Origin of the sequence: Vogesella sp. AC12, from assembly GCF_024437575.1 — a bacterium.
In the GTDB taxonomy this organism is placed as follows: domain Bacteria; phylum Pseudomonadota; class Gammaproteobacteria; order Burkholderiales; family Chromobacteriaceae; genus Vogesella; species Vogesella indigofera.
This window is the reverse complement of record NZ_JANFNU010000006.1, coordinates 49767-75664: the sequence shown is the minus strand read 5'-3', so window position 1 is coordinate 75664 and position 25898 is coordinate 49767. Positions and strand designations below refer to the sequence as shown.

Sequence of the window (25898 nt, the reverse complement as noted above, 5' to 3'; positions counted from 1 at the left end):
TCTCCCGGCATGGTTAACCCGCCATTTTAACCCACTATAAGCCGTTTTTGCGCAGCATTTTGCGGCGACACCGCATCGCCGCGCTGCGGCGGGCACTGGCGCGGCCAGTGCGCTGTATGCGGGTGACGGGGCTGTGGTACGGTGAGAAAGCCGGCGCGCGGCCGGCTTGTTGCATATGATGAATTATTAGCAGGATGCATGGCCGCTGGCCTCGCGGCCGGCTCCAGCAAGGAAAAGACGAGTGCCTATGTCGGATGTGTACACCATTCTGTGTGTCGAGGACGATACCAACCTGCGGCAGCTGATCAGCGAGGAGCTGCTCAGCGCCGGCTACCGCGTGCTGGAGGCGGTGGACGGCCACGCCGCGCTGGCGCTGATGGCGCAGCAGCTGCCGGATCTGGTGCTGAGCGACGTGTCGATGCCGGGCATGGACGGCTTCGAGCTGGTGGAAACGATGGCGGCGCAGGGTGGCGAGCTGGCGCAGCTGCCGTTCATCCTGCTCACCGCGCTGGCAGACAGCCACAGCCAGGTGCGCGGTCGCCTGCTGGAGGTCGACGACTATCTGGTCAAGCCGGTCGACTTCGACCTGCTGCTGGCCGCCATCGCCGCCAAGGTCAAGCGCCGCCGCCGTGGCGACAGCCTGCCGCCTCCACCGGCGGTGCCGGGACGGGCGCTGCTGCTGGCGCAGGTGGCCGCGGCACGCACGGCGCAGGCGTCGCAGACGCTGCTGCTGGTCAAGGTCGATACCTATCTGGCGCTGACCATGCGCCTGGCGCCCGCCGAACAGCCGCTGCTGCAACACAATATGCTGGCCTGTCTCGCGCCGCTGGCCGGCAGCGGGCAGGTGTTTACCTGGTCCGACGGCTGCTGGGCGCTACTGCTGGCGGAGGATGCCGCGCCGCAGGCGGCGGCGGTGCTGGCGCAAAGGATGACGCTCGAGGTCGGCGGTGTCAGCGTCGCCTATACCTGCAGTGCGCTGTGCATCCATCTGGACTGGCGCGCACCGGCGCTGCGCCACTTCGAGGCCGCCACGCTGGTGGAGTCCTGCGCGCTGCATCTCAATTTCGAGAGCGCCGGCAATCCGCGCCGCTTCATCGAGCTGGGCCGCGGCGACTACCAGGCGCTGCAGGCGGCGCGCCATGCCGAGCGCTACCTGGGGCAGGCGCTGAAATCCGGCGAGCTGACCCTGCTGTTCCAGCCGCGCGTCGACCTGCTCAGCGGCCGCATCGTCGGCGCCGAGGCGCTGGTACGTTGGCCGCATGCCGATATCGGTGCGCTGTCGCCGGGGGCCTTCGTGCCGGCGGCGGAGCGCAGCGGGCTGGCCACCGATCTCGACCACTGGGTGATCGCGCAGACGCTGGAGGCGGTCACCGAGCTGGTCAGCCTGCGCCCGGACTTCATCCTGTCGTTCAACATCTCGGCGCAAAGCCTCGGTCGCGGGGTGCCGGCCTTTCTCAACGCCCAGCTGCAGGCAGGAAGGCTGGCGCTGGCGGCCAACCTTGAAATCGAGGTCACCGAGACCTCGATGACCTACCTGACCGCCGCCATCGAGGCCGACATCGCCGCGCTGCGCGCGCTGGGGCTGAAGCTGGCGGTCGACGATTTCGGCATGGGCTACGCGTCGCTGGACTACCTGAAGCGGCTGCACGCCGAGGTGATCAAGATCGACCGCAGCTTCGTGATGGACATCAGCCGCCGCAGCATCGACGCGCGCATCATCGAAGGGCTGATCAGCCTCGGCCGCGCCATGGGCTGCGTGGTGGTGGCCGAAGGGGTGGAGAGCGCGGCGCAGGCGGCGCTGCTGGCGGAGCTGGGCTGCCGCTTTGCGCAGGGCTATCACTTTTACCGGCCGATGCCGCTGGCCGAACTGCTGTCGTTACTGGGGACGCCATGAGTACCGAATTGCCGCCATCACTGACCGCGGCCATGCCGCTGCTGGAACGCCTGCATCTGGCGGTCTGGTTTTTCGACATGCGCCGGCAGAGCATCGTGTGGGCCAACCGCCAGGCGCTGCAGCTGTGGGACGCGGCGGATCTGGCGTCGCTGCAGGAGCGCGACTTCTCCATCAGCAGCGAGGTGCTGCGCACCCGCCTTGCCGTGTACCAGGCCGCCTTTGCCGAGCAGCGCGCGGTGGAGGAAAACTGGACGCTGTACCCGCACGGCCTGCCGCTGCAGGTGCGCTGCCACTGCGCCCGCTTCGATAACGACTGGCCGGAGCTGATGAAGGTGGAGGCGGTGCCGGTGTCGGTCGACGCCGATACCGTGCGCAGCGTGGAGATGCTGCGCCACGTGCGCGAGATGGTGTCGCTGTACGACGACAACGGCATGGTGCTGCAGCGCAACCCGGCCGCCGCGCTGGCGCTGCCGCCGTCGGAGGGCGATGCGCTGCTGGCCTCGCTGCCGGACCCCAAGCTGCTGGCCGAGCTGCGGCTGGCGGCGATGGAGAGCCGCGGCGTGCGCCGGGTGGTAGACGTGCGGCTGGCCGATGGCAGCATGGTGCGCCATCAGGTGCAGCTGTTCCGCATCCGCGATCCGGCCACCGGCGAGAGCGCGATGCTGATCAGCCAGCACGATGTCAGCGACCGCGAAAAGCTGCTGCAGCTGCAGCGCGAACGCAGCGAGGAGCTGCAGGGCATTCTCGATGCGCTGCCGCTGCCGATGGTGATTTCCGAGCTGGCGTCGGAGCGCATCCGCTACGCCAACCGGCTGGCGATCGAGCGCTACGGCATGTGGCTGGGCAGCAGCAGCGAGTTCACGCCGACCTCGGCCGCGCTGTACGAGCACGCGGCGGAGCGCAAGCGTTTCCTGGAAATCCTGCAGCAGGAAGGGCAGGTGATCGACTTTCACGCGGTGCTGCGCGACCGCGAGCAGCGTCCGTTCGACGCCAGCCTCACCGGCTGCCTGATCGACTACCGCGGCATCCCCTGCGTGCTGGCCAGCATCCTCGACATCAGCCACATCCTGCAACGCGAGCACGCGCTGGAAGCCACGCTGCAGCACGAGCGCGAGCTGGCCGAGATGCAGCGCCGCTTCGTCAGCATGGTGTCGCACGAGTACCGCACCCCGCTGGCGGTGATCGACGGCATCGCGCAGCGCCTGCAGCGCCAGCCGGAGCTGTTCCACGGCGAGCAGCTGCAAGGCCGCGCCCAGCGCCTGCGCGACATGGTCAAGCACATGGTCAGCCTCGCCGACAGCGTGCTGACGCTGACGCGGCTGGAAGAAGGACAGCTGGTGGTGCAGCAGGGGCCGGTGCGGCTGGTGCCGCTGCTGGCCGAGCTGGTGGAGCAGAGCCAGGACATCCATCCCGATTGCCAGATCGAGGTGTCGTTTGCCGCCGATGACGTGCTGATCGTCGATGGCGACGCCGAGCTGCTGCGCGTGGTGTTCGGCAACCTGATCTCCAACGCCATCAAGTATTCGCCGCGCTGGCAGCGGCTGGCGCTGCGCTGCACGGTCGCCGGGCGCGAGGTGCACGTCACGGTGCAGGACTGGGGGGTGGGCATCCCGGCGGACGAGCAGGACAAGCTGTTCACCCGCTTTTTCCGCGCCAGTACCGCGCTGGGCATTCCCGGTAGCGGCATGGGGCTGGCGCTGGTGCGGGAGCTGGTACAGCGTCACGGCGGCAGCATCGCGGTGGACAGCAGCGAAGACGAGGGCACGCGCTTTACCGTGCGCCTGCCGCTGTTGCCCGCTCTGGACGAGCGCCACTAGCGCAAGGTTGGCCGCAATAAAAAAGCCGCCAGCATGCTGGCGGCTTCATCTTTTCCATTACCTGCAGGCTTATTCGGCCTTGCTGGCTTCCAGTGCGATGGTCAGTTTCACTTCGTCGCTGACGGCCGGGATGAAGGTCTTCATGCCGAACTCGCTGCGCTTGATGGTGGCCACCGCGTTGGCGCCCCAGCTTTCCTTGCCGGTCATCGGGTGCTTGGCCTTGTTGACGTTGACCAGTTGCAGGGTGACCGGGCGGGTCACGCCCAGCAGGGTCAGCTTGCCTTCTACCGCTGCCGGCTTGTTGCCCTTGAACACGACCTTGTCCGACTTGTAGGTCAGCGTCGGGAATTTCTCGACATTGAAGAAATCGGCGCTCTTCAGGTGCTTGTCGCGATCGGCGAGGAAGGTCTGCAGCGAGGCGGCGTCGATGGTGATGTCGACGTTGCCGCTCTTGGCCGCTTCGTCCACGCTCAGGTTGCCGCTGATCTTGGTGAACACGCCGCTCTGGCTGGACAGGCCGAGGTGGCCGACTTCGTAGGCGGCGTAGGTGTGGCTCGGGTCGATGGTGTAGCTGGCCGGGGCCGCAAATGCCAGACCGGCAGACGCAATGAGGGTCGCAAACAGGGTGGTACGGATCATGGTTATCACTCCGGGGTGGATCAAGGGTTGGCTACTACAAGACGGAAACGCAGGTCGACATTGTCGGCAACGGTGCCGGTGTCGCTCCAGCTGCCTTCACCGATCTTGAAGGCGAGCCGGGAAATCGGCAGGGTACCGTCGATGCTGACGGCCTTGCCCTGGCTGGTGGCGGTGAACGGCGCGCTCAGCTCGCGGGTGATGCCTTTCAGCGTCAGCTTGCCGCTGACCTGGTAACGGTTGCCGCCCAGCGGCTTGATGCTGCTGGACACGAAACGGGCCTGGGCGAACTGGGCGGTGTTGAACCAGTCCTTCTTGCGGGCTTCGGCGTTGGCGTCGGCGGTGGGCAGGCTGATGCTGTTCACGTCGATGGTGATGTCGGCGCTGCCCTTGTCGGCCTTGGCCGGGTCGAAGCTGACCTTGGCGGCGAATTTCTTGAAGCTGCCGGATACCGGCACCCCCATCTGTTTCATGGTGAACACGAGCTGGCTTTTGCCAAGGTCGACATTCTGGGCAAACACCGGGCTGGCCAGCAGCAGGCCGGCGGAGATCAACAGGGCTTTCATCGGGGCTTTCGTCCTTCGGGTTAACGACGCAGGCTCATGCGCTGCAGCAGACCGTCGCGATCAATAAAGTGGTGTTTCAGTGCCGCCAGCACGTGGAGGATCACGGTGATCAGCAGCAGCTGGTTGAGCAGCTCGTGCACCTCGCCCAGCTGTTCGCCCAGCGCAGGGTTGGCCGCAATCAGGTCCGGCAGCGGCAGCACGCCGAACAGCACCACCGGGATGCCGTAGGCCGAGCTCATCAGCCAGCCGGACAGAGGCACCGCCAGCATCAGCACGTACAGCGCCAGGTGGCCGGCGTGGGCGGCCAGTCTGGCCAGCGGCGACATGGTGGCCGGCAGTGGCGGCGCTCCCTTGAGCAGGCGCAGCACGATGCGCAGCACGACCAGCAGCAGCACCAGCATGCCGCCCCACTTGTGGTAGCTGATCAGCTGGAACTTGGCCGGCGACAGCGGCAGGCCGGCCACGTACTTGCCGAAGGCAAAGGTCAGCACGATCAGCAGGCCGATCACCGCGTGCAGCAGGATCTGGCTAGGGTGGTAACGTTGGTTCATCTTCATTCAGGGCTCCAGTTTTGCCGTAATGGCCAAACGCAGGCCGGCCAGCGTGGCCGTGATCTGCTTCAGTTCTTCGTCGCTCAGTGCCGCAAAGGCGCCATCGCAGTGGCCGGTGACATCCGGGAAGGTGGCGCGGAACACGCTGTCACCCTCGCTGGTCAGCGCCACGAACAGGCTGCGCCGGTCGTTGGCATCGACACGGCGGCTGATCAGCCCCTTGTCCAGCAGCCGGTCCAGTACGCCGGTCAGCGTGCCCTTGGTGATCAGGGTACGGCTGGAGAGTTCCTTGCAGCTCATGCCCGCGGTGTTGCCCAGCGTCGCAATCACGTCGAATTGCGGCGGTGTCAGGCCGTGGCTGCGGATGCGGCTGCTGCTCAGCTGCTCGAACGCCTGGTAGGTGCGCACCAGCTCGCGTACCAGCGCCATCGAACGGGTCACACTGCGCTGTTGCATAGGAGTGTTCATCGCGGATTTGGTTCTCGTCAGGATAGTTTTAGTTAGTACAAAATAAAACACAGCATTTCTGAGTATCTATTCAGAAAAACTGAATGAGTGAAATGGGGGCTGTTCGCGGGGTGTGGTGGCCGCGCCGGGGCCGGCGCGGCAAGGCGGTGACGCTCAGCCCTGGGTGCGCTGCGCGCGCTCTTCGCGCGGCGTGATGTTGAAGTGGCTGCGGTAGGTGCTGGAGAAGTGCGGGCCGCTGGAGAAGCCGCAGGCGAGGCCGATCTGCACGATGGACTTGCTGGTCTGCTGCAGGAGCTGGCGCGCGCGGTTCAGACGCAGCTCCAGATAATATTTCGACGGCACGGTGCCGAGGTACTGCTTGAACAGCCGTTCCAGCTGGCGCCGCGATACGCCGACGTAGTAGGCGATGTCGTCGGTGGTCAGCGGTTCCTCGATATTGGCTTCCATCAGGCTGACCGCCTCGGTCAGCTTCGGCTGGCTACCGCCGATGCGGGTGGCCAGCGGGATGCGCTGCCGTTCGCTGCCGGGGCGCAGCCGTTCCATGCTGAACACTTCCGACAGCTGCGCGGCGAATTCCTGGCCAAGGTTGGCCGCAACCAGTGCCATCATGAAGTCGAAGGTGGCGGCGCCGCCGGTGCTGGTCAGGCGGTTGCCGTCGATCTCGTACAGGTTGGACGACACGATCACGTCGGGGAATTCGTCCGACAGGCGGCTGATTTCCTGCCAGTGGATGGTGGCGCGGTGGCCGGCCAGCAGCCCGGCGCGTGCCAGCCAGTAGCTGCCGCAGTTGATGCCGGCAAGCATGGTGTGTTCGTTGAGCTGGGTGCCGATCACGCGCGCCAGCTCGTCGGCGGCGATGTCGACGCCGACTTCATCGGCCAGCACCACCAGCACGTCCAGCTTCGGCGCGTGGGCCAGCGGCAGGTCTACCGCCAGGCGCAGGCCGTTGCTGAGCGTGACCGGCAGGCCGTCCAGCGACAGTGGCAGGAACTCGTAGCACTTTTTTTCCGCCAGCTGGTTGGCGCGGGTCAGCACCTCGGTGGCGATGGCAAAATCGGCCATCGACGCGTTGGGCAGCAGCAAGAAGCCGTAGCGGACGGGTTTGGTGCCGGAAGTTACGTTGACCATGTCTGCAATCTGGTGATGGGGCGAAGGGCGATGCAAATAAGAAGGCGCCATGCCGACTTTATCGTCAGCATGGCGCGTGCTTGTCAAGCGGCGATTGTACGGCTTATTTCAGGCTGCCGGACAGGAATTGTGCCAGACGTTCGCTTTTCGGCTTGGTCAGCACTTCCTTCGGATGACCCTGTTCTTCGATGCGGCCCTGATGCAGGAAGATGACATGGTTGGACACCTCGCGGGCGAAGCCCATTTCGTGGGTCACCACCACCATGGTGCGGCCTTCGCGCGCCAGATCCTGCATCACGCGCAGCACTTCGCCGACCAGTTCCGGGTCCAGCGCCGAGGTCGGCTCGTCGAACAGCATCACTTCCGGCTCCATTGCCAGCGCGCGGGCGATCGCCACGCGCTGCTGCTGGCCGCCGGACATGTGCGACGGGTACTTGTCCTCGACGTTCTTCAGGCCGACCTTGTCCAGGTACTTGCGGGCACGGGCGATGGCTTCATCCTTCGGCACGCCCAGCACGTGGATCGGTGCCTCGATGATGTTTTCCAGCACCGTCATGTGCGCCCACAGGTTGAAGTGCTGGAACACCATCGCCAGCTTGGTGCGCAGGCGCGCCAGCTGTTTCGGGTCTTCCGCCTTCAGCGCGCCGTTGCGCTTGTCGGTGATCAGCTTCAGCGTTTCGCCGGTGACGGCGATGGTGCCGCTGTGCGGCTGTTCCAGCATGTTGATGCAACGCAGGAAGGTACTCTTGCCGGAGCCGGAAGAGCCGATGATGCTGATCACGTCGCCGGCGTGGGCGGTCAGCGAGACGCCCTTGAGCACCTCGTGGCTGCCGTAGCTCTTGTGCAGGTCGATGACGTTCAGTTTGGTGTTGCCATCAGCGGCGGCGCCGACGGCGAGATCATGTTCTAGCGGTTTCATGCTGATAGCAACTTTCCGGTTTTAAAGGATTCAGGGGTGGCCACTTTGGCCAGCCACTGGCCGGTAATGGCGTAGTGGCGGCTTTCGGTGGCGTAGAGCATGCCGGGACGGCTGGCGCGCAAGGTGGTGACGCGGTCGTTGACCGGGTCGATGATGTCGGCGATGGCATCGCCGGCGGCCACGATGGTGCCGGACTGCAAGTGGTAGTGCACCACGCCGGGATGCGGCGCCAGCAGGCTGTCGGAACCGGCCAGCGGCGTCGCCGGGTAGCGCAGTTCCGGCAGGGCCGGGGCGGTGCCGGCAATCACACCGCGGTGCTGCAGGAAGGCGATGATGGCGTCGGCATCCTGTGCCGCCAGCGCATGGCTGACATCGGCCTGGCCGCGCAGCTCGATGGTGACGGCGAGGCAGGCCATGTCGATGGCGGCGTCAAGGTTGGCCGCAGCCGCCATGTCGCGCACTTGCCACCACAGCTGGCTGCAGGCTTCGTCGAACGGGTTGTCGCCGGATTCCTCGGCCAGCAGCGTGGCGGCGGCACCGAGATAGCGTGCCAGCGGTTCGCACTGCGGCCACAGCGGCGTGCCGGTGTACAGGTGCATCGCCGCGGCGCAGTCGCAGTGCAGGTCCAGCACCACGTCGGCGTCACAGGCAAGCAGCATCAGCGTCTTGCGCTGCGCGGCCAGCTCGCTCGCCGGCTCGATGGCGGCGACCTTGCGGCGCAGCCGATCGCGGATCAGGCGGGTGTTGGCCTTCGCGTCCTGACCCAGTTCCGCTTTCAGCTCGTGAAAGATGTCGGCGGCAAAGGCCGGGTAGTGGCGGTTGAAGTTCTGGCCGCTGGCCAGCTCGAAGCGGCCCAGCATCACGCTGTTCAGGTTCTGGTCGAGGCCGATCGGGTTGGCGACCGGCACCAGCACCACTTCGCCCTGGATACGGCCCTCGGCCTCCAGTGCGGCCAACCTTTGCTTCAGCTGCCAGGCGGTGAGCATGCCTGGCAGTTCGTCAGCATGCAGGCTGGCCTGGATGTAGACCTTCTCGCCCTCTCCGGCGTGGCCAAAGTGAAAACTGCTGATCTGGCGCGCAGTGTTCAGGCTGATGGGCGGCAGCGGATGATCGATTCTGTGCATGACGACTCCTTAGTGCTTGCGCGGCGCCAGGTAGGCCAGCCAGCGCTGCTCGGCCTTCTTGAACAGCCAGACCAGGGCAAAGGTCATCACCAGATAGATGCCGGCCACGGTCAGGAACGGCTCGAACGGCATGTAGGTATCACTGAACACGCGGCGGGCGACACCGGTCAGGTCGGCCAGCGTCACCAGGCCGGCGATCGAGGTCGACTGCATCATCATCACCACTTCGTTGCTGTAGGCCGGCAGTGCACGGCGCAGTGCGGACGGGATCACGATGCGGCGCATCATCAGCCACTTGCCCATGCCCATCGCCTTGGCCGCCTCGATTTCACCGTAGTGGGTGTTGCGGATCTGGCCGGCGAGGATCTCGGTGGTGTAGGCGGCGGTGTTCAGCGTGAACGCCAGGATGGCGCAGACGTAGGCTTCGCGCAGGTATTCCCACGCCCAGCTGTCGCGCACCCAGTCGAACTGCGACAGGCCGTAGTAGATGATGAACAGCTGCACCAGCAGCGGGGTGCCGCGGAACACGTAGGTGTACAGCCACACCGGGCGCGCGACCCACTTGTTGCGCGATACCAGCATCAGCGCCATCGGCACCGCCAGCAGCAGGCCGAACACCAGCGACAGGCCGAGCAGCTCCAGCGTCAGTTGCAGGCCGTCGGAGGTGGACATGATCGGGGCGCCGTCGGTGCCGCCGAGGAAAGCCGGAAAGCGTTCGATAATCAGGTTTACGTCGATCACAGTTCAGTCTCCCGTACGCCGGTGGAGTAGCGCTTTTCCAGACGCTTGAGGGCAAGATCGGACACGCTGGTGATGGCCAGGAAAATACAGCCGACCACGGCGTAGACGGTAAACGGTTCCTGGGTGATGGATTTGGCGGTATCGGCGCGGTACATCACGTCGTTGAGGCCGATCACCGACACCAGGGCGGTGGATTTCACCAGCACCAGCCAGTTGTTGGAGAAGCTCGGCAGTGCGAAGCGCACCATCTGCGGGAAGGTGATGCGCAGGAACACGCGCAGCGGGCTCATGCCGTAGGCGAGGCCGGCTTCCATCTGGCCTTTCGGTACCGCCATGATGGCGCCGCGGAAGGTTTCGGTCATGTAGGCGCCGAAGATGAAGCCGATGGTCATCACGCCGGCGAAGAAGGAATTGATCTCCGGTGCTTCCCAGCCCAGTTGCGCGAACAGCTCGTTGATCAGCATCTGCACGCCGAAGAACAGCAGCAGCATCCATACCAGGTCGGGTACGCCGCGTACCACGGTGGAATAGACTTCTGCCAGCCACGCGAGTGGCTTGGATGGCGACATCTTGAACATCGCCCCGATCAGGCCCAGTACCACGGACACCAGCAATGCCGACACTGCAACCTGCAGGGTCAGAATGGTGCCTTCCATGATGCTGGGCAGGTAGCCCTGTAGAAACATGGTATTACTCCGGTTTTTGCGTCTGGACGCTGCGGCCAACCCTGGGCTGGCCGCACCTTGCACGGTATTGCCTGCTGGCGCTTACTTGCCGTAGATGTCGAAGCTGAAGTACTTCTTCTGGATCTTGTCGTAGCTGCCATCGGCGCGGATCTGCTTCAGCGCGGCGTTGATGCGTGTCAGCAGCGCCTTGTCGCCCTTGCGTACGGCAATGCCGGAGCCGACGCCGAAGTATTTCGCTTCGTTGTAGTCGGGGCCGACCAGGGCAAAGCCCTTGCCGTTCGGGGTCTTGACGAAGTCCACGTCACCGACGGCGGCATCGACGAAGGCGGCGTCGACACGGCCGGCCTTCAGGTCCATGAACGATTCCGGTGCCTTGCCGTAGCTCACCAGCTGCGCACCCTGCTTGGCAAAGGTGTCACGCGCGTATTTTTCCTGGATCGAGGAACGCAGCACGCCGATCTTCTTGCCCTTGAACCAGGCCGCGTTGACCTGAGTGCCCTGCTTGGCCACCAGGCGGCTGGCCATGTTGTAGTACTTGTCGGAGAAGTCGACCGCCTTCTTGCGCTCTTCGGTGATGTTCATCGACGCGATCACGGCGTCGAATTTCTTCGCCTGCAGTGCCGGAATGATGCCGTCGAAATCCTGGGGCACGATCTCGCATTTCGCCTTCATCACCGCGCACAGCGCCTGGGCGATGTCGGGATCAAAACCGGTCATCTTGCCGTCGGCACCCTGTTTCGAAAACGGCGGGTAGCTGGCATCGGTGGCAAAACGCAGGGTTTCTGCGGACACGGTTGCGGACAGGGCAAGGGCAAGCGTGCCTAGCGCGAGCAAAGGCTTCTTCATGGATTCTCCGACAGGATATTTTTATAGGTGTGAAAACCCCGCCTTCGGCTGAGGGCGGGGTAGGGGTGGCTTAGTTGCCGTACACGTTAAAGCTGAAGTACTTGTCCTGTACTTTCTTGTAGCTGCCGTCCTTGCGGATCTGGGCGATGGCCTGGTTCAGGCGCTCGGTCAGCTGCTTGTTGCCTTTTTTCACGGCAATGCCGGCACCGTAGCCGAAGTACTTGCTCTCGCTGTACTCCGGGCCGACGAAGGCAAAGCCCTTGCCTTGTCCGGTTTTCAGGAAGTCGGCATCGCCGACCACGGAGTCGACGAACATGCCGTCAATGCGGCCGGATTTCAGGTCGAGGAAACCTTCCGGTGCCTTGCCGTAGGAAACGATGGTGGCGCCGCTCTTGCCCCAGAAGTCCTTGGCGAACTTTTCCTGGGTGGACGCGCGCAGCGCACCGATTTTCTTGCCCTTGAACGCGGCCTGGTCAACCTTGGTGCCGGCCTTGGCGATCATGCGGCTGGGGGTGTTGTAGTACTTGTTGGTGAAGTCGACCGCCTTCTTGCGTTCGTCGGTGATCGACATCGACGACAGGATGGCATCGAACTTGTTGGCGTTCAGCGCCGGGATCAGGCCGTCCCAGTCTTGCGGCACGATTTCGCAGCTGGCCTTCATCGCGGCGCACAGCGCGTAGGCGATGTCCACGTCGAAGCCCTGCAGCTTGCCGTCGGCACCCTGCTTGGCGAACGGCGGGTAGTTGCCGTCGATGCCGAAGCGGACGGTGTCGGCCTGGGCGGTGAAAGCAGAAGCGGTCATGGCCAGTGCGGCCAGAACAAATGCTTTTTTCATGTGTCTCTATCTCTCTGAAAGATGAAGGATTCCCCGGGCAGGAGAATCGTGTCCAGGTGGCTGCGTGTTACCGCTCATCCTGGACATTCGAGCCGGTCGCGGCCCTTCCCTTTGGTGCTGGATAACGTTTTGTTGTTTTACCGCCCCCTCTGTCGGGAGGCAGGCAAATGTTGGCACGCAACGCGGCGACGTACAATCCACCACCTGTCATACCGGGGGCCGAAGCGGCAAGGGGGCGCATTCTACCGGGTTTTTGATTGTTTTGGAAATGTTAGCAATATCAAGGACTTGATTGGGTTTTTTGGCGAAAATGACGGCGGGTGCCTCAGGGCCATTGTGTAATTTGCCGTCGCATTGCTGTAATGAAAAATGTGCAACTGGCACCCTGTCCGACAATCACCCGACGCTTCTATGCTGCAGTGCAGCCAATGAATCTGTACGGGGATGTCGCAATATGGAAATGCCTTGTCTGTGGTGGCTCTTACAATGCGTCCACACAACACCTGTGTCCTCATAACAAACGAGAAGCAACATGTCGCTTACGAATAAGACCGAATTTGTTGGCCTGATCGCCGATATCCAAGCTGTGGCAGAGCAAAAACTGGCCGATACGGAAAGTGCCCGCCTCAGTAGTTTTATTCCCCTCTACTTTGAAGAGACCGAATCGGAAGATCTGAAGATCTTCTCCGCCCTGGACTTGTTCGGTGCGGCCAATGCACATCTGGAATTCGCGCTCAAGCGTGCGCCGGGCCAGATGAAGTCTCGTATCTACAATCCCGATTTCGAGCGGGACGGCTGGCAGAGCACCCACAGCGTGATCGAGATCGTCAACGACGACATGCCGTTCCTGATCGACTCCATCGCCATGCTGCTGACCCGCCACAACCTGAACCTGCACCTGCTGGTGCATCCGGTGCTGTCGGTTGGCCGCGACGCGAACGGCGTGATCGATGCGCTGAAGCGTACCGAAGACCGTTCGCTGCCGCTGGAGTCCTTCATCCACGTGCAGGTTGACCGCATCAGCGATCCGGACGCACTGCATGCGCTGCAGCAGGACCTGGAGCAGGTGCTGACCTATCTGCGTTGCGTGGTCAACGACGAGCCGCAAATGCGCGAAGTGCTGGCGCAGCTGCGTGCCGACCTCGACAACGTGAAGGGCGAACGTGCCGCCGAAGCGGCCGAAGCCGTCGCCTTCCTCGACTGGATGGGCGCCAACCACTTCATCTTCATGGGCTATTGCGACTACGACCTGGTCAAGCGCGATGGTCAGGACAGCCTGCGCATCGTCAAGGATTCCGGTCTCGGCTTCCTGAAGGATCAGGGCGGCAAGGAATACTCGGAAAGCTTCGAGGCACTGCCGCCGGCGCTGCGCGAACTGGCGCACCAGCCGCAGCTGATCATCCTCAACAAGTCGCAATCGCGCTCCGTGCTGCACCGTCCGGCCTACATGGACTTTGTCGGCATCAAGCGTTTCAACAGCAAGGGCGAAGTGATCGGCGAGCGCCGCTTCCTCGGCCTGTACACCGCCAGCGCCTACCAGGCGGCACCGAAGGACATTCCGCTGCTGCGTCAGAAGGTGGCATCGGTCGTCAATGCCTGCGACTACGTCGACAACAGCTACAAGGCCAAGACCTTGGCCTTCGTGCTGGAAAGCTACCCGCGCGACGAGCTGTTCGAGATTCCGGTGGAAACGCTGCAGCCGATCGTGGAAGGCATTGTCAGCCTGCAGGAGCGCCCGCGCGTGCGCCTGTTCACCCGTGCCGATCGCTACCACCGTTATGTCAGCAGCCTGGTGTATGTGCCGCGTGACAGCTTCAATACCGAGATCCGCCTCAAGATCGAAAAAGTGCTGATGAGTGCCTTCAACGGCGCCGCGGCCGAGTTCAGCGTGCAGATCAGCGACAGCCCGCTGGCGCGCGTGCACTACATCATCCGCGTGCAGGGCGGCCAGCTGCCACAGTTCCACGAGCACGAGCTGGAAAAAGACATCGCCCGCGTGGTACGCGGCTGGGAAGAAGAACTGCACCAGCAGCTGCTGGAAGCGCACGGCGAAGAGAAGGGCAACCTGCTGTTCAACCGCTACCGCGGCGCCTTCCCGGTGGCCTACCGTGAAGAGTTCGCGGCCCGCAACGCGGTGCTGGACATCCAGCTGATCGAGGATGCCGCCGTACAGCACGGTCTGGCCATGAAACTGTATCGTGCCTTCCACCGCGGCCAGGGTTACAACCTGAAGTTGTTCCATGCCGGCCAGCCGCTGGGCCTGTCCGCCAGCCTGCCTATCCTGGAAAACATGGGCGTGCAGGTGCGTGACGAGCATCCGTATCTGGTGGAGCGCAACGGCGAGACCGTCTGGATCAGCGACTTCGGCCTGGAGCTGGGCGCACACGCCGAGGCAATGCAGGACGAGGCTGTCCAGAAGAACTTCCAGACGCTGCTGGCCCGCGTGTTTGCCCGCGACGTGGAAAACGACGGCTTCAACCGTCTGGCACTGGTGGCCGGCCTCGACTGGCACGAGATCACGCTGGTGCGCGCACTGGCGAAATACCTGCGCCAGGGCGGCCTCACCTTCAGCCAGGCCTACATCGAAAACTGCGTCGCGCACTACCCGCAGATCACCCGCCGTCTGGTGAAGCTGTTCGCCGCACGCCTGCACCCGAGCGCGTTTGATGACCCCGCTGCGGCCAACCTGCAGGCCGAGCTGAAAGACCTGCTCAACGACGTTGCCAACCTCGACGAAGACCGCATCCTGAACGGCTTCCTGCAGGTGATCCTGGCCACGCGCCGTACCAACTTCTGGCAGAAGGATGCCCAGGGCGCGTTCAAGTCCTATATCTCCTTCAAGCTGGAATCCAACGCCATTCCGTTCCTGCCGCAGCCGCGCCCGATGTTCGAGATCTGGGTGTACAGCCCGCGTGTCGAAGGCGTGCACCTGCGCGGTTCGAAAGTCGCCCGTGGCGGCCTGCGCTGGTCCGACCGCATGGAAGACTTCCGCACCGAGGTGCTGGGTCTGGTCAAGGCGCAGATGGTGAAGAACTCGGTGATCGTGCCGATGGGCTCCAAGGGCGGTTTCGTCGGCAAGCAACTGCCGGCGCCATCCGACCGCGAAGCGTTCATGGCCGAAGGCATCGCCTGCTACAAGACCTTCATCTCGGCACTGCTGGACGTTACCGACAACCTGGTGACCGGCCAGATCATTCCGCCGCAAGACGTGCGCCGTCTGGACCCGGATGATCCGTACCTGGTGGTGGCCGCCGACAAGGGCACCGCGACCTTCTCCGACATCGCCAACGGCATCTCCGAAGCCTACAACTTCTGGCTCGGCGACGCGTTCGCCTCCGGCGGCTCCGCCGGCTACGACCACAAGGGCATGGGCATTACCGCCCGCGGCGCGTGGGAATCGGTGAAACGCCACTTCCGCCATCTGGGCATCAACACCCAGGAGCAGGATTTCAGCGTGATCGGCATCGGCGACATGGCCGGTGACGTGTTCGGCAACGGCATGCTGCTGTCCGAGCACATCTGCCTGAAGGCGGCGTTCAACCACCTGCACATCTTCCTGGATCCGACGCCGAATGCGGCGGCGAGCTTCGCCGAGCGTGCGCGCCTGTTCAACCTGCCGCGTTCCAGCTGGAGCGACTACAACCGCGAGCTGATCTCGCAGGGCGGCGGCATCTTCGAACGCTCCGCCAAGTCGATCCCGCTGTCGCCGGAAGTGAAGGCCTGGCTGGAAACCGACAAGGACAGCATGGCGCCGAACGAGCTGATCCACGAGCTGCTGAAGGCCAAGGCCGACCTGTTGTACAACGGCGGTATCGGCACCTACGTCAAGGCCTCGACGCAGAGCCACGCCGATGCCCGTGACCGCGCCTGCGATCCGGTACGTGTCGACGGTCGTGACCTGCAAGTGCGCGTGGTGGCCGAAGGCGGCAACCTGACCTGCACCCAGCTGGGTCGTGTCGAGTTCGCGCTGTCCGGTGGCCGCATCTGCACCGACGCCATCGACAACTCCGCCGGTGTCGACTGCTCCGACCACGAAGTCAACATCAAGATCCTGATGGGGGCGGTGATGCAGGCCGGCGACATGACGCTGAAACAGCGTAATGACCTGCTGGCGGAGATGACCGAAGAAGTCGGCCATCTGGTACTGCGCAACAACTACCTGCAGACCCAGGTATTGGCGATCAACCGCAGCCACGCCGCGTCGATGCTCAGCGCCCACTCGCGCATGATCAACCACATGGAGAAGACCGGCGAACTCAATCGCGAGATCGAGTACCTGCCGTCGGAAACCCAGATCAACGAGCGTCGCCTGGCGCGCCAGGGCCTGACGCCGCCGGAAGTGGCGGTACTGCTGGCCTACGGCAAGATCTCGCTGGATCAGGCGATCCTGGCCACCGACGTGCCGGACGATGCCGACTTCCTGCCGGTGCTGGTCAACTACTTCCCGCAGCCGCTGCAACAGCGCTTCGGCGAGCAGATGCAGCGTCACCACCTGAAGCGCGAGATCATCGCCAACCAGCTGGCCAACCAGATCATCAACCGCATGGGCGTGACCTTTGTGTTCCGCCTGCAGGAAGAGTCGGCGTTCTCCGCTGCCGACATCACCCGCGCGTTCTGGATCGCCAGCCGCGTGTTTGACGCCGAGAGCCTGTGGACGCAGATCGAGGCGCTGGACAACAAGGTATCGGCCGACCTGCAAGTCGACATGATGGTGATGGTGCGTACCCTGGTGGAACGCGTGGTGCGCTGGGTACTGCGCAACCGTCGTCCGTCCGGTTCGGTCAACGCGGTCATCGCCCAGTACGGTGCCAAGGTGCAGGCGCTGCTGCAGCAACTGCCGCAGCTGATCAGTGCCGAGGTTTACCCGCAGGTTGCCCGTCTGGAGAGCCGCTTCAACCAGCCGAACGTACCGGCCGAACTGGCCAGCGTGCTGGCGCGTCTGGAGTTCGCGGTACCGCTGATGGACATCATCGAGATCGCCGAGGGCAGCGAACTGGCGCTGGACGCGATTGCGGCCAACTACCTGCAACTGGGTCGCGATCTGCAGCTGGACTGGCTGCGTGCCGCCATCACCCAGCTGCCGCGTGACAACCGCTGGCAATCGCTGGCGCGCTCCGCGCTGCGCGACGACCTGTATCGCCAGCACCGCGAGCTGACGCGTCAGGCACTGCACGAGGCCAGCGAGACCGCCTTCGTCAACGCCTGGCTGGCGCAGCGTGCCGCCGATGTCGAGGCCTGCCAGCAGATGTTCGTCGAACTGCAGTCGTTCGACGTGCTGGACCTGGCGATGCTGTCTGCCGGGATGCGCGAGCTGAACAACCACCTGCTCGATTAAGTTTCCGTTTTACTACTCCCTTTGAAGCCGACCGCAAGGTCGGCTTTTTTTTGTTGTCGCTTTACGACAAACAGTTGTTTGAATGCGTGGTGCAAGGGTGGGCTGGTTGCGGTGCACCATATTCCATTTTTTCGGCGTATCAGCAGATTTGTTGCCATAACAGCCGGATCTTGCGCACCAACAAGGTGCTGTTCATTCCCATGTCTTAGAAAGGGAGATGTGGTCCGGAAGTGGGGCAAATAATTTTTGCTTGTTTTATTAAACGGTGTGGTTAAATTATTAGACGCTGGTTGAGCGCAGATTGACCGCCCCGGTATGCAGAACAAAAGCGCTTTACAGTCCAAGCGATGCTGGTTAATCTGAATAAACTGAAACACAGTTCCGCATTGCGGAATTACAATGGAGAATACTGGATGGGCATCTCAACACCGGCCAGTGACACGCTGGTCAGCTTCCGTGGCGTGCAGAAGAGCTACGATGGTGAGTCACTGATCGTCAAGCATCTCGACCTCGACATCCGTCGCGGGGAATTCCTTACCATGCTCGGCCCCTCCGGCTCCGGCAAGACCACCTGTCTGATGATGCTGGCCGGCTTTGAAACGCCGACCCACGGCGAGATCCGTCTTGACGGCCAGCTGCTCAACAACGTGCCGCCGCACAAGCGCAATATCGGCATGGTGTTCCAGAACTACGCGCTGTTCCCGCACATGACGGTGGCGGAAAACCTCGCCTACCCGCTGACCATCCGCAAGATGAACAAGAGCGAGATCGCCGAACGCGTGAAAAAGGCGCTGGGCATGGTCAAGCTCGACGCACTGGCGCACCGCTATCCGGGCCAGATGTCCGGCGGCCAGCAGCAGCGCGTGGCACTGGCGCGGGCGCTGGTGTTCGAACCGCAGCTGGTGCTGATGGACGAACCGCTGGGCGCGCTGGACAAGCAGCTGCGCGAACACATGCAGCTGGAAATCAAGCACATCCACGAAAACCTCGGCATCACCGTGGTGTACGTGACCCACGACCAGGGCGAGGCGCTGACCATGTCCGACCGCGTGGCGGTGTTCAAGGACGGCGTGATCCAGCAGATCGATGCCGCCAACGTGCTGTACGAGGCACCGGTCAACTCCTTCGTTGCCAACTTCATCGGCGAGAACAACACCCTGCACGGCGAAGTGGTCGATGTTGCCGGTCAGCACTGCGCGGTGCGTCTGGCCAGCGGTGAAGTGGTCAAGGCCTCGGCGATCTGCGTTGGCCGCAACGGAGAGCCGACCTCGATGTCGATCCGTCCGGAGCGCGTGCGCCTGAACCAGCTGGCCGAAGCCTGCGAAAACCGCCTCAAGGCCAAGCTGGCGGAGTTCATCTACTTCGGCGACCACGTGCGCCTGCGCCTCGATGTCGCCGGCCAGAGCGGCTTCATGGTCAAGGTGCCGGTCGGCGAGCTGGACAGCAGCTGGAAAACCGGCGACATGCTCGATGTCGGCTGGATGGCGCGCGATATCCGCGCCCTTGATTCCGCCATCGTCAGCCACTAAAAAACAAGCCTGCCTACAGGCGTAAAAACCCCCACGTAATGCAAATGAGCAATACCCCCAGAGGAGAATGACGATGACCAAGAAATATCTGCCACGCGTTGCTGTGTTGTCGGTTGCCATGGCGCTGGCCGCCCCGGCAATGGCCAAGGACCTGACCGTGATTTCGTTTGGTGGTGCCAACAAGGACGCACAGGTTGCGGCCTACTACCAGACTTTTGAAAAGGCCACCGGCCACAAGATCACCGCCGGTGACTACAACGGCGAAATGGCCAAGATCAAGGCCATGGTCGATACCAAGAAAGTCAGCTGGGATCTGGTAGAAGTCGAATCGCCGGAACTGCTGCGTGGCTGTGAAGAAGGCATGTTCGAGAAGATCAACTGGGCGAAAGTGGGCAACAAGGCCGACTTCGTGAAACCGGCGGTTACCGAGTGCGGTGTCGGCATGTTCGTGTGGTCCACCGCGATGGCCTACAACGCCGACAAGCTGAAAGTGGCGCCGAAGAGCTGGGCCGATTTCTGGGACGTGAAGAAATTCCCGGGCAAGCGCGGCCTGCGCAAGGGCGCCAAGTACACCCTGGAATTCGCGATCCAGGCTGACGGCGTGAAGCCGGCCGACGTGTACAAGGTGCTGTCGACCAAGGCCGGCGTTGACCGCGCCTTCAAGAAACTGGATCAGCTGAAGCCGAACATCCAGTGGTGGGAAGCCGGCGCGCAGCCGCCACAGTTCCTGGCCTCCGGTGACGTGGTGATGAGCTCGGCCTACAACGGCCGTATCGATACCGCACAGAAGGAAGGCAAGAACCTGAAAGTGGTATGGGCCGGCAGCGTCTACGACGTCGACTCGTGGGCGATTCCTAAGGGCTCGCCAAAGCTGAAGGAAGCGATGGACTTCATCGCCCACGCCAGCAAGCCGGAATACCAGGCCATCTACTCCAGCAAGATCGCCTACGGCCCGACCAATACCAAGGCGGTGCAGAAGGTGGATCCGAAGTCCGCCACCAACCTGCCGACCTGGCCGGCCAACCTGCGCAGCGCGCTGCCACTGGACGTGAACTTCTGGGTTGAGAACGGCGAAGAGCTGGAAGAGCGTTTCAACGCTTGGGCTGCACGCTAATCGCTGTCCTGGCAGCCTGACACCGTTGCGGCCAACCTTGGCCGCAGCGGGGACGGCTGCCGTTGTCTGCTGCCATGCGGCCCGGTCCTGACCGGGCTGCACTCATCAAGTGTTTGCCCATGTCCGAGACTATGACCATGAATGCGCCACTGACTGCCGCCGACGGCGAATCCCTGAAAGTCAAGCTGGCCCGCGAACGTCGCAACAAGCAGCTGAAGGCTATCGCGCTGGTTGCGCCACTGGCGCTGTTCCTGTTGCTGACCTTCCTGGTGCCGATTGCCATGCTGCTCAAGCGCAGTGTGGATAACCCGGAAGTCATTACCTATTTGCCGCAGACCTCGGCGGAAATCGCCAGCTGGGATCGCCGCGGCCTGCCATCGGAAGCGGTATTTGCCGCGATGGCACGCGACCTGACCGTCGCCAAAGAACAGAAAACCGTTTCCGAGATCTCCAAGCGCCTGAACATGGACATCAGCGGCTTCCGCTCGCTGATCCAGCGCAGCGCGCGCAAGATGCCGCTGGAAGTGGCCGCCGGCGAGTCGGTGCGCGACCAGTTCATCGCGATGGACGAACGCTGGGGCGATCCCGACCACTGGCACGTGATTGCCAAGAACGCCAAGTCGTGGACACCGTACTACCTGTACAGTTCGCTGGACCTGCGTGAAACCAAGGCCGGCACCCCGGAACTGGCGCCGGAAGAAGAACGCGCCTTCCTCAGCATCTTCGGCCGCACGCTGTGGATGAGCATGTGGATCACGCTGATCAGCGTGTTGCTGGGCTACCCGATTGCCTACTGGCTGGCCAACCTGCCGGCACGCAAGAGCAACCTGCTGATGATCCTGGTGCTGCTGCCGTTCTGGACCTCGGTGCTGGTGCGGGTGGCGTCGTGGATCGTACTGCTGCAACAGGAGGGGCTGATCAACTCGGCACTGATGGGGCTGGGCATCATCGGCGAGCCGCTGCAGCTGGCGTTCAACCGCACCGGCGTCTACATCGCCATGGTGCACATCCTGCTGCCGTTCGTGATCCTGCCGGCCTACAGCGTGATGAAGAGCATTCCGCCGACCTATATGCGCGCTGCCATTTCGCTGGGTGATCATCCGTTCGCGGCGTTCTGGAAGATCTACTTCCCGCAGACGGTGGCCGGTGTTGCGGCCGGTGCCTTGCTGGTGTTCATCATGTGCATGGGCTACTACATCACCCCGGCACTGCTGGGCGGCCCGCAAGAGCAGATGGTCAGCTACTACGTCGCGTTCTACACCAACGTCACCATCAACTGGGGCATGGCCGCGGCACTGGGCTCGCTGCTGCTGGTTGCCACCATGACGCTGTACGCGGTGTACAGCAAGCTGGTGGGTGCTAACAAACTGAGTCTGGGGTAAATCATGCTGCCAAACTACGCTTCCCCGATCGAGCGCATCTGGTTCTGGACGTTCCGCATCCTGTGCGTGTCGGTCCTGATCTTCCTGGTGTCGCCGCTGCTGGTGATTATTCCGCTCTCGTTTTCGGACAACACCTTCCTGCTGTACCCGATCGAGAACTTCTCGCTGCGCTGGTATCAGGAGTTCTTCGGCAACGAGGTGTGGCTGAACTCGCTGAAGAACAGCTTCATCGTGGCGCCGGCGGCGACGCTGCTGGCGATGGTGCTCGGTTCGCTGGCCGCGGTCGGTCTGAGTTCCAGCAACTTCCCCGGCAAGGCGCTGCTGATGAGCATCCTGATCTCGCCGATGGTGGTGCCGGTGGTGATTGTCGGTGTCGGTTCCTACCTGTTCTTCGCGCCGCTGGGGCTGACCAACAGCTACCTTGGCCTGATTCTGGTGCACGCCGCGCTGGGTGTGCCGTTCGTGGTGATTACCGTGTCGGCGACGCTGAGCAACTTCAACGCCAACCTGATCAAGGCCAGCGCCAACCTCGGCGCCAACCCGCTGACCACCTACCGCCGCATCGTGTTCCCGCTGATCGCGCCGGGCGTGATCTCCGGTGGCCTGTTTGCCTTCGCCACCTCGTTCGACGAAGTGGTGGTCACCCTGTTCCTGGCCGGTCCGGAGCAGGCGACGCTGCCACGGCAGATGTTCGGCGGCATCAAGGAAAACATCAGCCCGGCGATCGCCGCCGCGGCCACGGTGCTGATCCTGTTCTCCATCGCGCTGCTGCTGACGCTGGAGTGGCTGCGCGGCCGTGCCGAGAAGATGCGTACCGCAGTCGAACACTGATCCTGGGGTTTTGTTGCTGCCACGCCCGTACCTGCCGGTACGGGCGTTTTTGTTTGCGTGTGGCCTTTTGTAATAATTGAAACACGCAAACCGGATTTATCTGATAAGAAGGTCGAAAAAACAGGGAGACAGGCAATGGAGGCGGTGCACCGGATTCTGGTGGTGGATGACGAGGCGGACGTGCGCGACTGGTTGCAAAGCCTGTTGCAGGATGCGGGCTTTGCCGTGGACGGCGTGGCCGACGGCAAGGCCATGCGCATGGCGCTGGCCGAGCGGGCGTATGCGCTGCTGGTGCTGGATTTGCGGCTGCGTGGCGAGGACGGCCTGCAACTGGCGCGCGAGTGGCGGCAGAAGTCGGCCATTCCCATCATCATGATGAGCGGCAAGGGCGACGAAACCGACCGCGTGGTCGGGCTGGAAATGGCCGCGGACGACTATCTGACCAAGCCGTTCTCCGGACGCGAGTTCCTGGCGCGGGTCCGCGCCGCACTGCGCCGCACCACCGAGCTGTCGCGCCCGGCCCTGCCCAGGCTGGACGAGGCGCACGAGTGCTACCACTTTGCCGGCTGGACACTGGACATGACCGCGCGGACCTTGCAGCAGCCGGACGGGCAGGACTGTGCGCTGACGCAGGGCGAGTTTTCGCTGTTGGCGACGCTGGTGCAGCACCCTGGCCGCGTCTGGAGTCGCGAACAGTTGCTGGAGCACACCCGCGGTCTGGATACCGAGGTGTTCGACCGTACCATCGATGTGCTGATCCTGCGCCTGCGGCGCAAGATCGAACCCAATCCGCGCTGCCCGCAACTGATCTGTACCGAGCGTGGCCTCGGCTACCAGTTCAAGGCCGGCGTCAGCCGCAGCTGAGGCGATGATGCCGTTTGCAAGCAGGCTTGGCCTGTGGCCGCCGGCGCAGCAAATCCGTATCCGGCTGCAGGCGGCGTTCGTGGTGCTGTTCGTGCTGATGCTGCTGCTGACCGTGGTCGGGGTCGACGGCATGCGCGTCACCCTGCGCACGCTGACGGGCTTTCGCGAAGAAGTGATGCCGGAGCTGGCCCAGGTGCTGGAGCTGGCCGAAAAGGTGTCGCAGGTGGCGGCCGTGGCACCGAACCTGGCCGATACCTACGCGCCCGGTTCGCTGGGTAACGATATTCGCCGGCTGCAATTCCTGATGAGCGACATTCGCCGCCTGTCTCGCACGCTGCCGGCGCAGGCCGACGCCGAGCTGGCGGTCAGCACCATGCTGGAGGGCGCCGAGCGGGACCTGCAGCAGTTGCTGCTGTTGTCCAGCGACAAGCGTCGTCATCAGGACATTCTCGACATCTACCTGCAGCGGCTGGATTGGCTGGGGGCGCAGCTGGCCAGCCGCGACCATGCCCGTGCGCAGCAGGCGCCAACCCTGCTGCCCCTGTGGCAGACACTGCTGGCGGTGCCGCTGGCACGTGATCGCGCCCGGCTGGGGGGGCTGGAGGCCGATGCCGAGGCGCTGATGCTGGCGATGCAGCGGCGCGGGGAGCTGAAGGCGCTGCCGCCGTGGCTGGCGATCGAACTGGAGGTGATGCTCGCCTCAGAGCAGAACATCTTCGAGCAGCGCCGGCGCATCGTCGAGATCAATGACCGCATGGCGGCCTTGCTGCAGCTGTATCGCGGCAATGCCGAACACCTCAGCCTGCGCAGCGCCCATTACGTCAAGGCGCTGCGGGCACGCGCCGATCAGCGCAGCGCACAGGTGCAGGCCACCATCCGTTCCGGTATCAGTGGCCTGATGCTGCTGGCGGCGGTGGGGGTCGTCATTGCCTTGCTGGCTGCCGGCTATGTGCGGCGGGTAGCCGGGCAGATCCAGTCCATCGCCTCGGTCATGAGCAAGCTGGCCGCCGGTGACCTGCGCCAGGCGACACCGGCCACCGAGCGTCGCGACGAGATCGGCGAGCTGGCGCGTGCCTTCCAGGTGTTCCGCGACGTGCTGCTGGAAAAGCAGCGTCTGGCCCAGGGCATGGAGGTGCAGCAGCGGCTGCTGCAGACGGTCTTCCTCAGCATGAATGACGGCTTGTCGGTCTACGACGCCCAGGGCGGCCTGATGGTGTGGAACCCGCGCTTCCCGGCCATGCTGGGCATCAGCGAGGGACAGCTGTCGGTGGGCATGCCGTTGGCGACGCTGCGCGGCAGCATGGCGCCGGGCACGCGCTGGCAGGTGCTGGGCAACGACGCCGTCACCTATATCGGCGACGGTCGCGAACGGATTGCCAGCAATGCCGAATTGCACCTGCCCGATGGCCGGGTGCTGGAGTTTTTCAGCCGCGCGATGCCGGAAGGGGGCTGGGTGGCCGTGTGCCGCGATGTTTCCGCCCGTCGCGCCGCGGAAAACCAGGTGCGGCAGATGCAGAAAATGGAGGTGCTGGGCCAGCTGACCGGCGGGGTGGCGCACGACTTCAACAATATCCTGGTGGCCATCCTCGGCAACCTGGAGCTGCTGGAAAAGCGCGACGACCTGCCGCCGGAGGCCCGTCGCCGGCTGGAACGCGCCCATGCCGCCGCCAACAAGGCGGCGGCGTTGACGCGACGACTGCTGGCCTTTGCCCGCCGCCAGCCGCTGAGCAACGAGCTGGTCGATTGCAGCGACATGCTGCACGAGATGCTGGACCTGATCGAATACAGCGTCAGCGAGGGCATCCAAGTCGGGATCGAGGCAGAGCCGGGGTTGACGGTGTGCGTCGATCGCGGCCAGCTGGAAAACGCCATTCTCAATCTGGCACTGAACGGCTCGCAGGCGATGGGCGATCGCGGCCGGCTGCAACTGCGGGCCGAGCGTTGTGCGCACGGTCACCCCTTGCCGGCGGGCGACGCCATCTGCCTCAGCGTGAACGACAACGGCCCCGGCATTCCACCGGAAGTGCTGCCGCACGTGCTGGAGCCGTTCTTTACCACCAAGGAGCACGGCAAGGGCAGCGGTCTGGGCTTGTCCATCGTCTACGGCTTCGTGCGCCAGAGCGGCGGTGAACTGGAAATCAGCAGCCGGCAGGGGCAGGGCACCACCATCCGCATCTGGCTGCCGGCCTGCGCCGCACAGGCCGGGGCGGGCGCCGATCCGGTACCGCTCCCCCCGGTGCCGCGCGGCCTGCGCGTGCTACTGGTGGAGGACGACGCCGACGTGCGCGACACCTCGCTGGCGCTGCTGCAGCAGCTGGGTGCCGAGGTCAGCGCGGTAGCGGGGGAAGAGGCGGCGTTGCAGTGGCTGCAGGCCGGCGGCGTGGCGGACATGGTGCTGTCGGACATCATGCTCGGTGACGGGGGCGACGGCGTGCACCTGTACCGCCGTCTGCAGCAAGGTTGGCCGCAACTGCCGGTGGTGCTCGCCTCCGGCCTGCCGCCGGAGCACCACGCCAGCCGCCGGGACTGGCCCGGGCAGGCGATCTTTCTCGCCAAGCCGTACAGCCTGGCAGACCTTGCCCGGCTGTTGCAGCAACTGCCGGCGGCCAGGCGCTGAGCGGACGGGCTTGTT

General features: G+C 63.8%; 20 protein-coding genes. 9 read left to right on the top strand and 11 right to left on the bottom strand.

Annotated elements, in window-relative coordinates; translation table 11 throughout:
- Positions 1-247: 247 nt before the first annotated feature.
- A complete protein-coding gene (locus tag NOM55_RS11085) occupies positions 248-1894 on the top strand; it encodes an EAL domain-containing response regulator (protein ID WP_255908695.1) in 1647 nt (548 codons plus the stop codon).
- Positions 1891-3711: a HAMP domain-containing sensor histidine kinase gene (locus NOM55_RS11080; RefSeq protein WP_255908618.1), complete on the top strand. Its 1821-nt coding sequence runs from the start codon at positions 1891-1893 to the stop codon at positions 3709-3711. Before NOM55_RS11085 ends, NOM55_RS11080 begins: the two co-directional genes overlap by 4 nt.
- 69 nt (positions 3712-3780) lie before the next feature.
- Here the strand turns inward: NOM55_RS11080 and NOM55_RS11075 are convergent, their stop codons facing one another.
- From NOM55_RS11075 to NOM55_RS11025, 11 genes are all read right to left on the bottom strand, one after another.
- A complete protein-coding gene (locus tag NOM55_RS11075; RefSeq protein WP_120812017.1) occupies positions 3781-4350 on the bottom strand; it encodes a YceI family protein in 570 nt (189 codons plus the stop codon).
- A 20-nt stretch (positions 4351-4370) separates the two neighbouring features.
- Complete coding sequence (locus NOM55_RS11070; protein WP_047966149.1) at positions 4371-4913, bottom strand: YceI family protein; 543 nt, start codon at positions 4911-4913, stop codon at positions 4371-4373.
- A 20-nt stretch (positions 4914-4933) separates the two neighbouring features.
- Positions 4934-5470 carry a cytochrome b gene (locus tag NOM55_RS11065; RefSeq protein WP_255908617.1) on the bottom strand — a complete coding sequence of 179 codons (537 nt, stop codon included), beginning with the start codon at positions 5468-5470 and terminating at the stop codon, positions 4934-4936.
- Positions 5471-5932, bottom strand: a complete 462-nt coding sequence (locus tag NOM55_RS11060; RefSeq protein ID WP_238377256.1) for a MarR family winged helix-turn-helix transcriptional regulator — start codon at positions 5930-5932, stop codon at positions 5471-5473.
- A gap of 153 nt (positions 5933-6085) precedes the next feature.
- On the bottom strand, positions 6086-7060 hold the full coding sequence (locus NOM55_RS11055; RefSeq protein WP_047966146.1) for a GlxA family transcriptional regulator: 975 nt from the start codon (positions 7058-7060) through the stop codon (positions 6086-6088).
- Between the two features lie 103 nt (positions 7061-7163).
- On the bottom strand, positions 7164-7979 hold the full coding sequence (locus NOM55_RS11050) for an ABC transporter ATP-binding protein (protein ID WP_047966145.1): 816 nt from the start codon (positions 7977-7979) through the stop codon (positions 7164-7166).
- Positions 7976-9103 (bottom strand): succinylglutamate desuccinylase/aspartoacylase family protein, encoded by a 1128-nt coding sequence (locus NOM55_RS11045; protein WP_255908616.1) that lies wholly within the window; start codon positions 9101-9103, stop codon positions 7976-7978. The genes NOM55_RS11050 and NOM55_RS11045 overlap by 4 nt, the downstream gene beginning before the upstream one ends.
- A gap of 9 nt (positions 9104-9112) precedes the next feature.
- Positions 9113-9844 carry an ABC transporter permease gene (locus NOM55_RS11040; protein WP_255908615.1) on the bottom strand — a complete coding sequence of 244 codons (732 nt, stop codon included), beginning with the start codon at positions 9842-9844 and terminating at the stop codon, positions 9113-9115.
- Entirely contained in the window at positions 9841-10530 is a 690-nt protein-coding gene (locus NOM55_RS11035) for an ABC transporter permease (RefSeq protein WP_047966143.1), read from the bottom strand. The genes NOM55_RS11040 and NOM55_RS11035 overlap by 4 nt, the downstream gene beginning before the upstream one ends.
- Positions 10531-10611: 81 nt before the next feature.
- The gene (locus tag NOM55_RS11030; RefSeq protein ID WP_047966142.1) at positions 10612-11376 is read right to left on the bottom strand and encodes an ABC transporter substrate-binding protein; all 765 of its coding nucleotides are present in this window, start codon (positions 11374-11376) and stop codon (positions 10612-10614) included.
- Between the two features lie 70 nt (positions 11377-11446).
- A complete protein-coding gene (locus NOM55_RS11025) occupies positions 11447-12211 on the bottom strand; it encodes an ABC transporter substrate-binding protein (protein WP_047966141.1) in 765 nt (254 codons plus the stop codon).
- Between the two features lie 532 nt (positions 12212-12743).
- Here NOM55_RS11025 and NOM55_RS11020 point away from each other — a divergent pair.
- From NOM55_RS11020 to NOM55_RS10990, 7 genes are all read left to right on the top strand, one after another.
- Positions 12744-17546, top strand: a complete 4803-nt coding sequence (locus NOM55_RS11020) for an NAD-glutamate dehydrogenase (protein WP_255908614.1) — start codon at positions 12744-12746, stop codon at positions 17544-17546.
- Between the two features lie 413 nt (positions 17547-17959).
- On the top strand, positions 17960-19075 hold the full coding sequence (locus NOM55_RS11015) for an ABC transporter ATP-binding protein (protein WP_120812001.1): 1116 nt from the start codon (positions 17960-17962) through the stop codon (positions 19073-19075).
- Positions 19076-19148: 73 nt separating this feature from the next.
- On the top strand, positions 19149-20189 hold the full coding sequence (locus NOM55_RS11010) for an ABC transporter substrate-binding protein (protein WP_255908613.1): 1041 nt from the start codon (positions 19149-19151) through the stop codon (positions 20187-20189).
- A 119-nt stretch (positions 20190-20308) separates the two neighbouring features.
- A complete protein-coding gene (locus tag NOM55_RS11005) occupies positions 20309-21571 on the top strand; it encodes an ABC transporter permease (RefSeq protein ID WP_120811999.1) in 1263 nt (420 codons plus the stop codon).
- A 3-nt stretch (positions 21572-21574) separates the two neighbouring features.
- A complete protein-coding gene (locus NOM55_RS11000) occupies positions 21575-22402 on the top strand; it encodes an ABC transporter permease (protein ID WP_255908612.1) in 828 nt (275 codons plus the stop codon).
- 135 nt (positions 22403-22537) lie between these two features.
- On the top strand, positions 22538-23266 hold the full coding sequence (locus NOM55_RS10995; protein ID WP_255908611.1) for a response regulator: 729 nt from the start codon (positions 22538-22540) through the stop codon (positions 23264-23266).
- Positions 23267-23270: 4 nt separating this feature from the next.
- Positions 23271-25883, top strand: a complete 2613-nt coding sequence (locus tag NOM55_RS10990) for an ATP-binding protein (RefSeq protein WP_255908610.1) — start codon at positions 23271-23273, stop codon at positions 25881-25883.
- The last annotated feature ends 15 nt before the right edge of the window (positions 25884-25898 follow it).

What these genes read in the sequence shown, in the direction of transcription:
- NOM55_RS11045 (WP_255908616.1), bottom strand. Translation starts at nt 9,103, where the DNA reads ATGCACAGAATCGATCATCCGCTGCCGCCCATCAGCCTGAACACTGCG.
- NOM55_RS10990 (WP_255908610.1), top strand. Translation starts at nt 23,271, where the DNA reads ATGATGCCGTTTGCAAGCAGGCTTGGCCTGTGGCCGCCGGCGCAGCAA.
- NOM55_RS11015 (WP_120812001.1), top strand. Translation starts at nt 17,960, where the DNA reads ATGGGCATCTCAACACCGGCCAGTGACACGCTGGTCAGCTTCCGTGGC.
- NOM55_RS11075 (WP_120812017.1), bottom strand. Translation starts at nt 4,350, where the DNA reads ATGATCCGTACCACCCTGTTTGCGACCCTCATTGCGTCTGCCGGTCTG.
- NOM55_RS11010 (WP_255908613.1), top strand. Translation starts at nt 19,149, where the DNA reads ATGACCAAGAAATATCTGCCACGCGTTGCTGTGTTGTCGGTTGCCATG.
- NOM55_RS11020 (WP_255908614.1), top strand. Translation starts at nt 12,744, where the DNA reads ATGTCGCTTACGAATAAGACCGAATTTGTTGGCCTGATCGCCGATATC.
- NOM55_RS10995 (WP_255908611.1), top strand. Translation starts at nt 22,538, where the DNA reads ATGGAGGCGGTGCACCGGATTCTGGTGGTGGATGACGAGGCGGACGTG.
- NOM55_RS11005 (WP_120811999.1), top strand. Translation starts at nt 20,309, where the DNA reads ATGTCCGAGACTATGACCATGAATGCGCCACTGACTGCCGCCGACGGC.
- NOM55_RS11025 (WP_047966141.1), bottom strand. Translation starts at nt 12,211, where the DNA reads ATGAAAAAAGCATTTGTTCTGGCCGCACTGGCCATGACCGCTTCTGCT.
- NOM55_RS11000 (WP_255908612.1), top strand. Translation starts at nt 21,575, where the DNA reads ATGCTGCCAAACTACGCTTCCCCGATCGAGCGCATCTGGTTCTGGACG.
- NOM55_RS11060 (WP_238377256.1), bottom strand. Translation starts at nt 5,932, where the DNA reads ATGAACACTCCTATGCAACAGCGCAGTGTGACCCGTTCGATGGCGCTG.
- NOM55_RS11080 (WP_255908618.1), top strand. Translation starts at nt 1,891, where the DNA reads ATGAGTACCGAATTGCCGCCATCACTGACCGCGGCCATGCCGCTGCTG.
- NOM55_RS11030 (WP_047966142.1), bottom strand. Translation starts at nt 11,376, where the DNA reads ATGAAGAAGCCTTTGCTCGCGCTAGGCACGCTTGCCCTTGCCCTGTCC.
- NOM55_RS11050 (WP_047966145.1), bottom strand. Translation starts at nt 7,979, where the DNA reads ATGAAACCGCTAGAACATGATCTCGCCGTCGGCGCCGCCGCTGATGGC.
- NOM55_RS11070 (WP_047966149.1), bottom strand. Translation starts at nt 4,913, where the DNA reads ATGAAAGCCCTGTTGATCTCCGCCGGCCTGCTGCTGGCCAGCCCGGTG.
- NOM55_RS11035 (WP_047966143.1), bottom strand. Translation starts at nt 10,530, where the DNA reads ATGTTTCTACAGGGCTACCTGCCCAGCATCATGGAAGGCACCATTCTG.
- NOM55_RS11065 (WP_255908617.1), bottom strand. Translation starts at nt 5,470, where the DNA reads ATGAAGATGAACCAACGTTACCACCCTAGCCAGATCCTGCTGCACGCG.
- NOM55_RS11085 (WP_255908695.1), top strand. Translation starts at nt 248, where the DNA reads ATGTCGGATGTGTACACCATTCTGTGTGTCGAGGACGATACCAACCTG.
- NOM55_RS11055 (WP_047966146.1), bottom strand. Translation starts at nt 7,060, where the DNA reads ATGGTCAACGTAACTTCCGGCACCAAACCCGTCCGCTACGGCTTCTTG.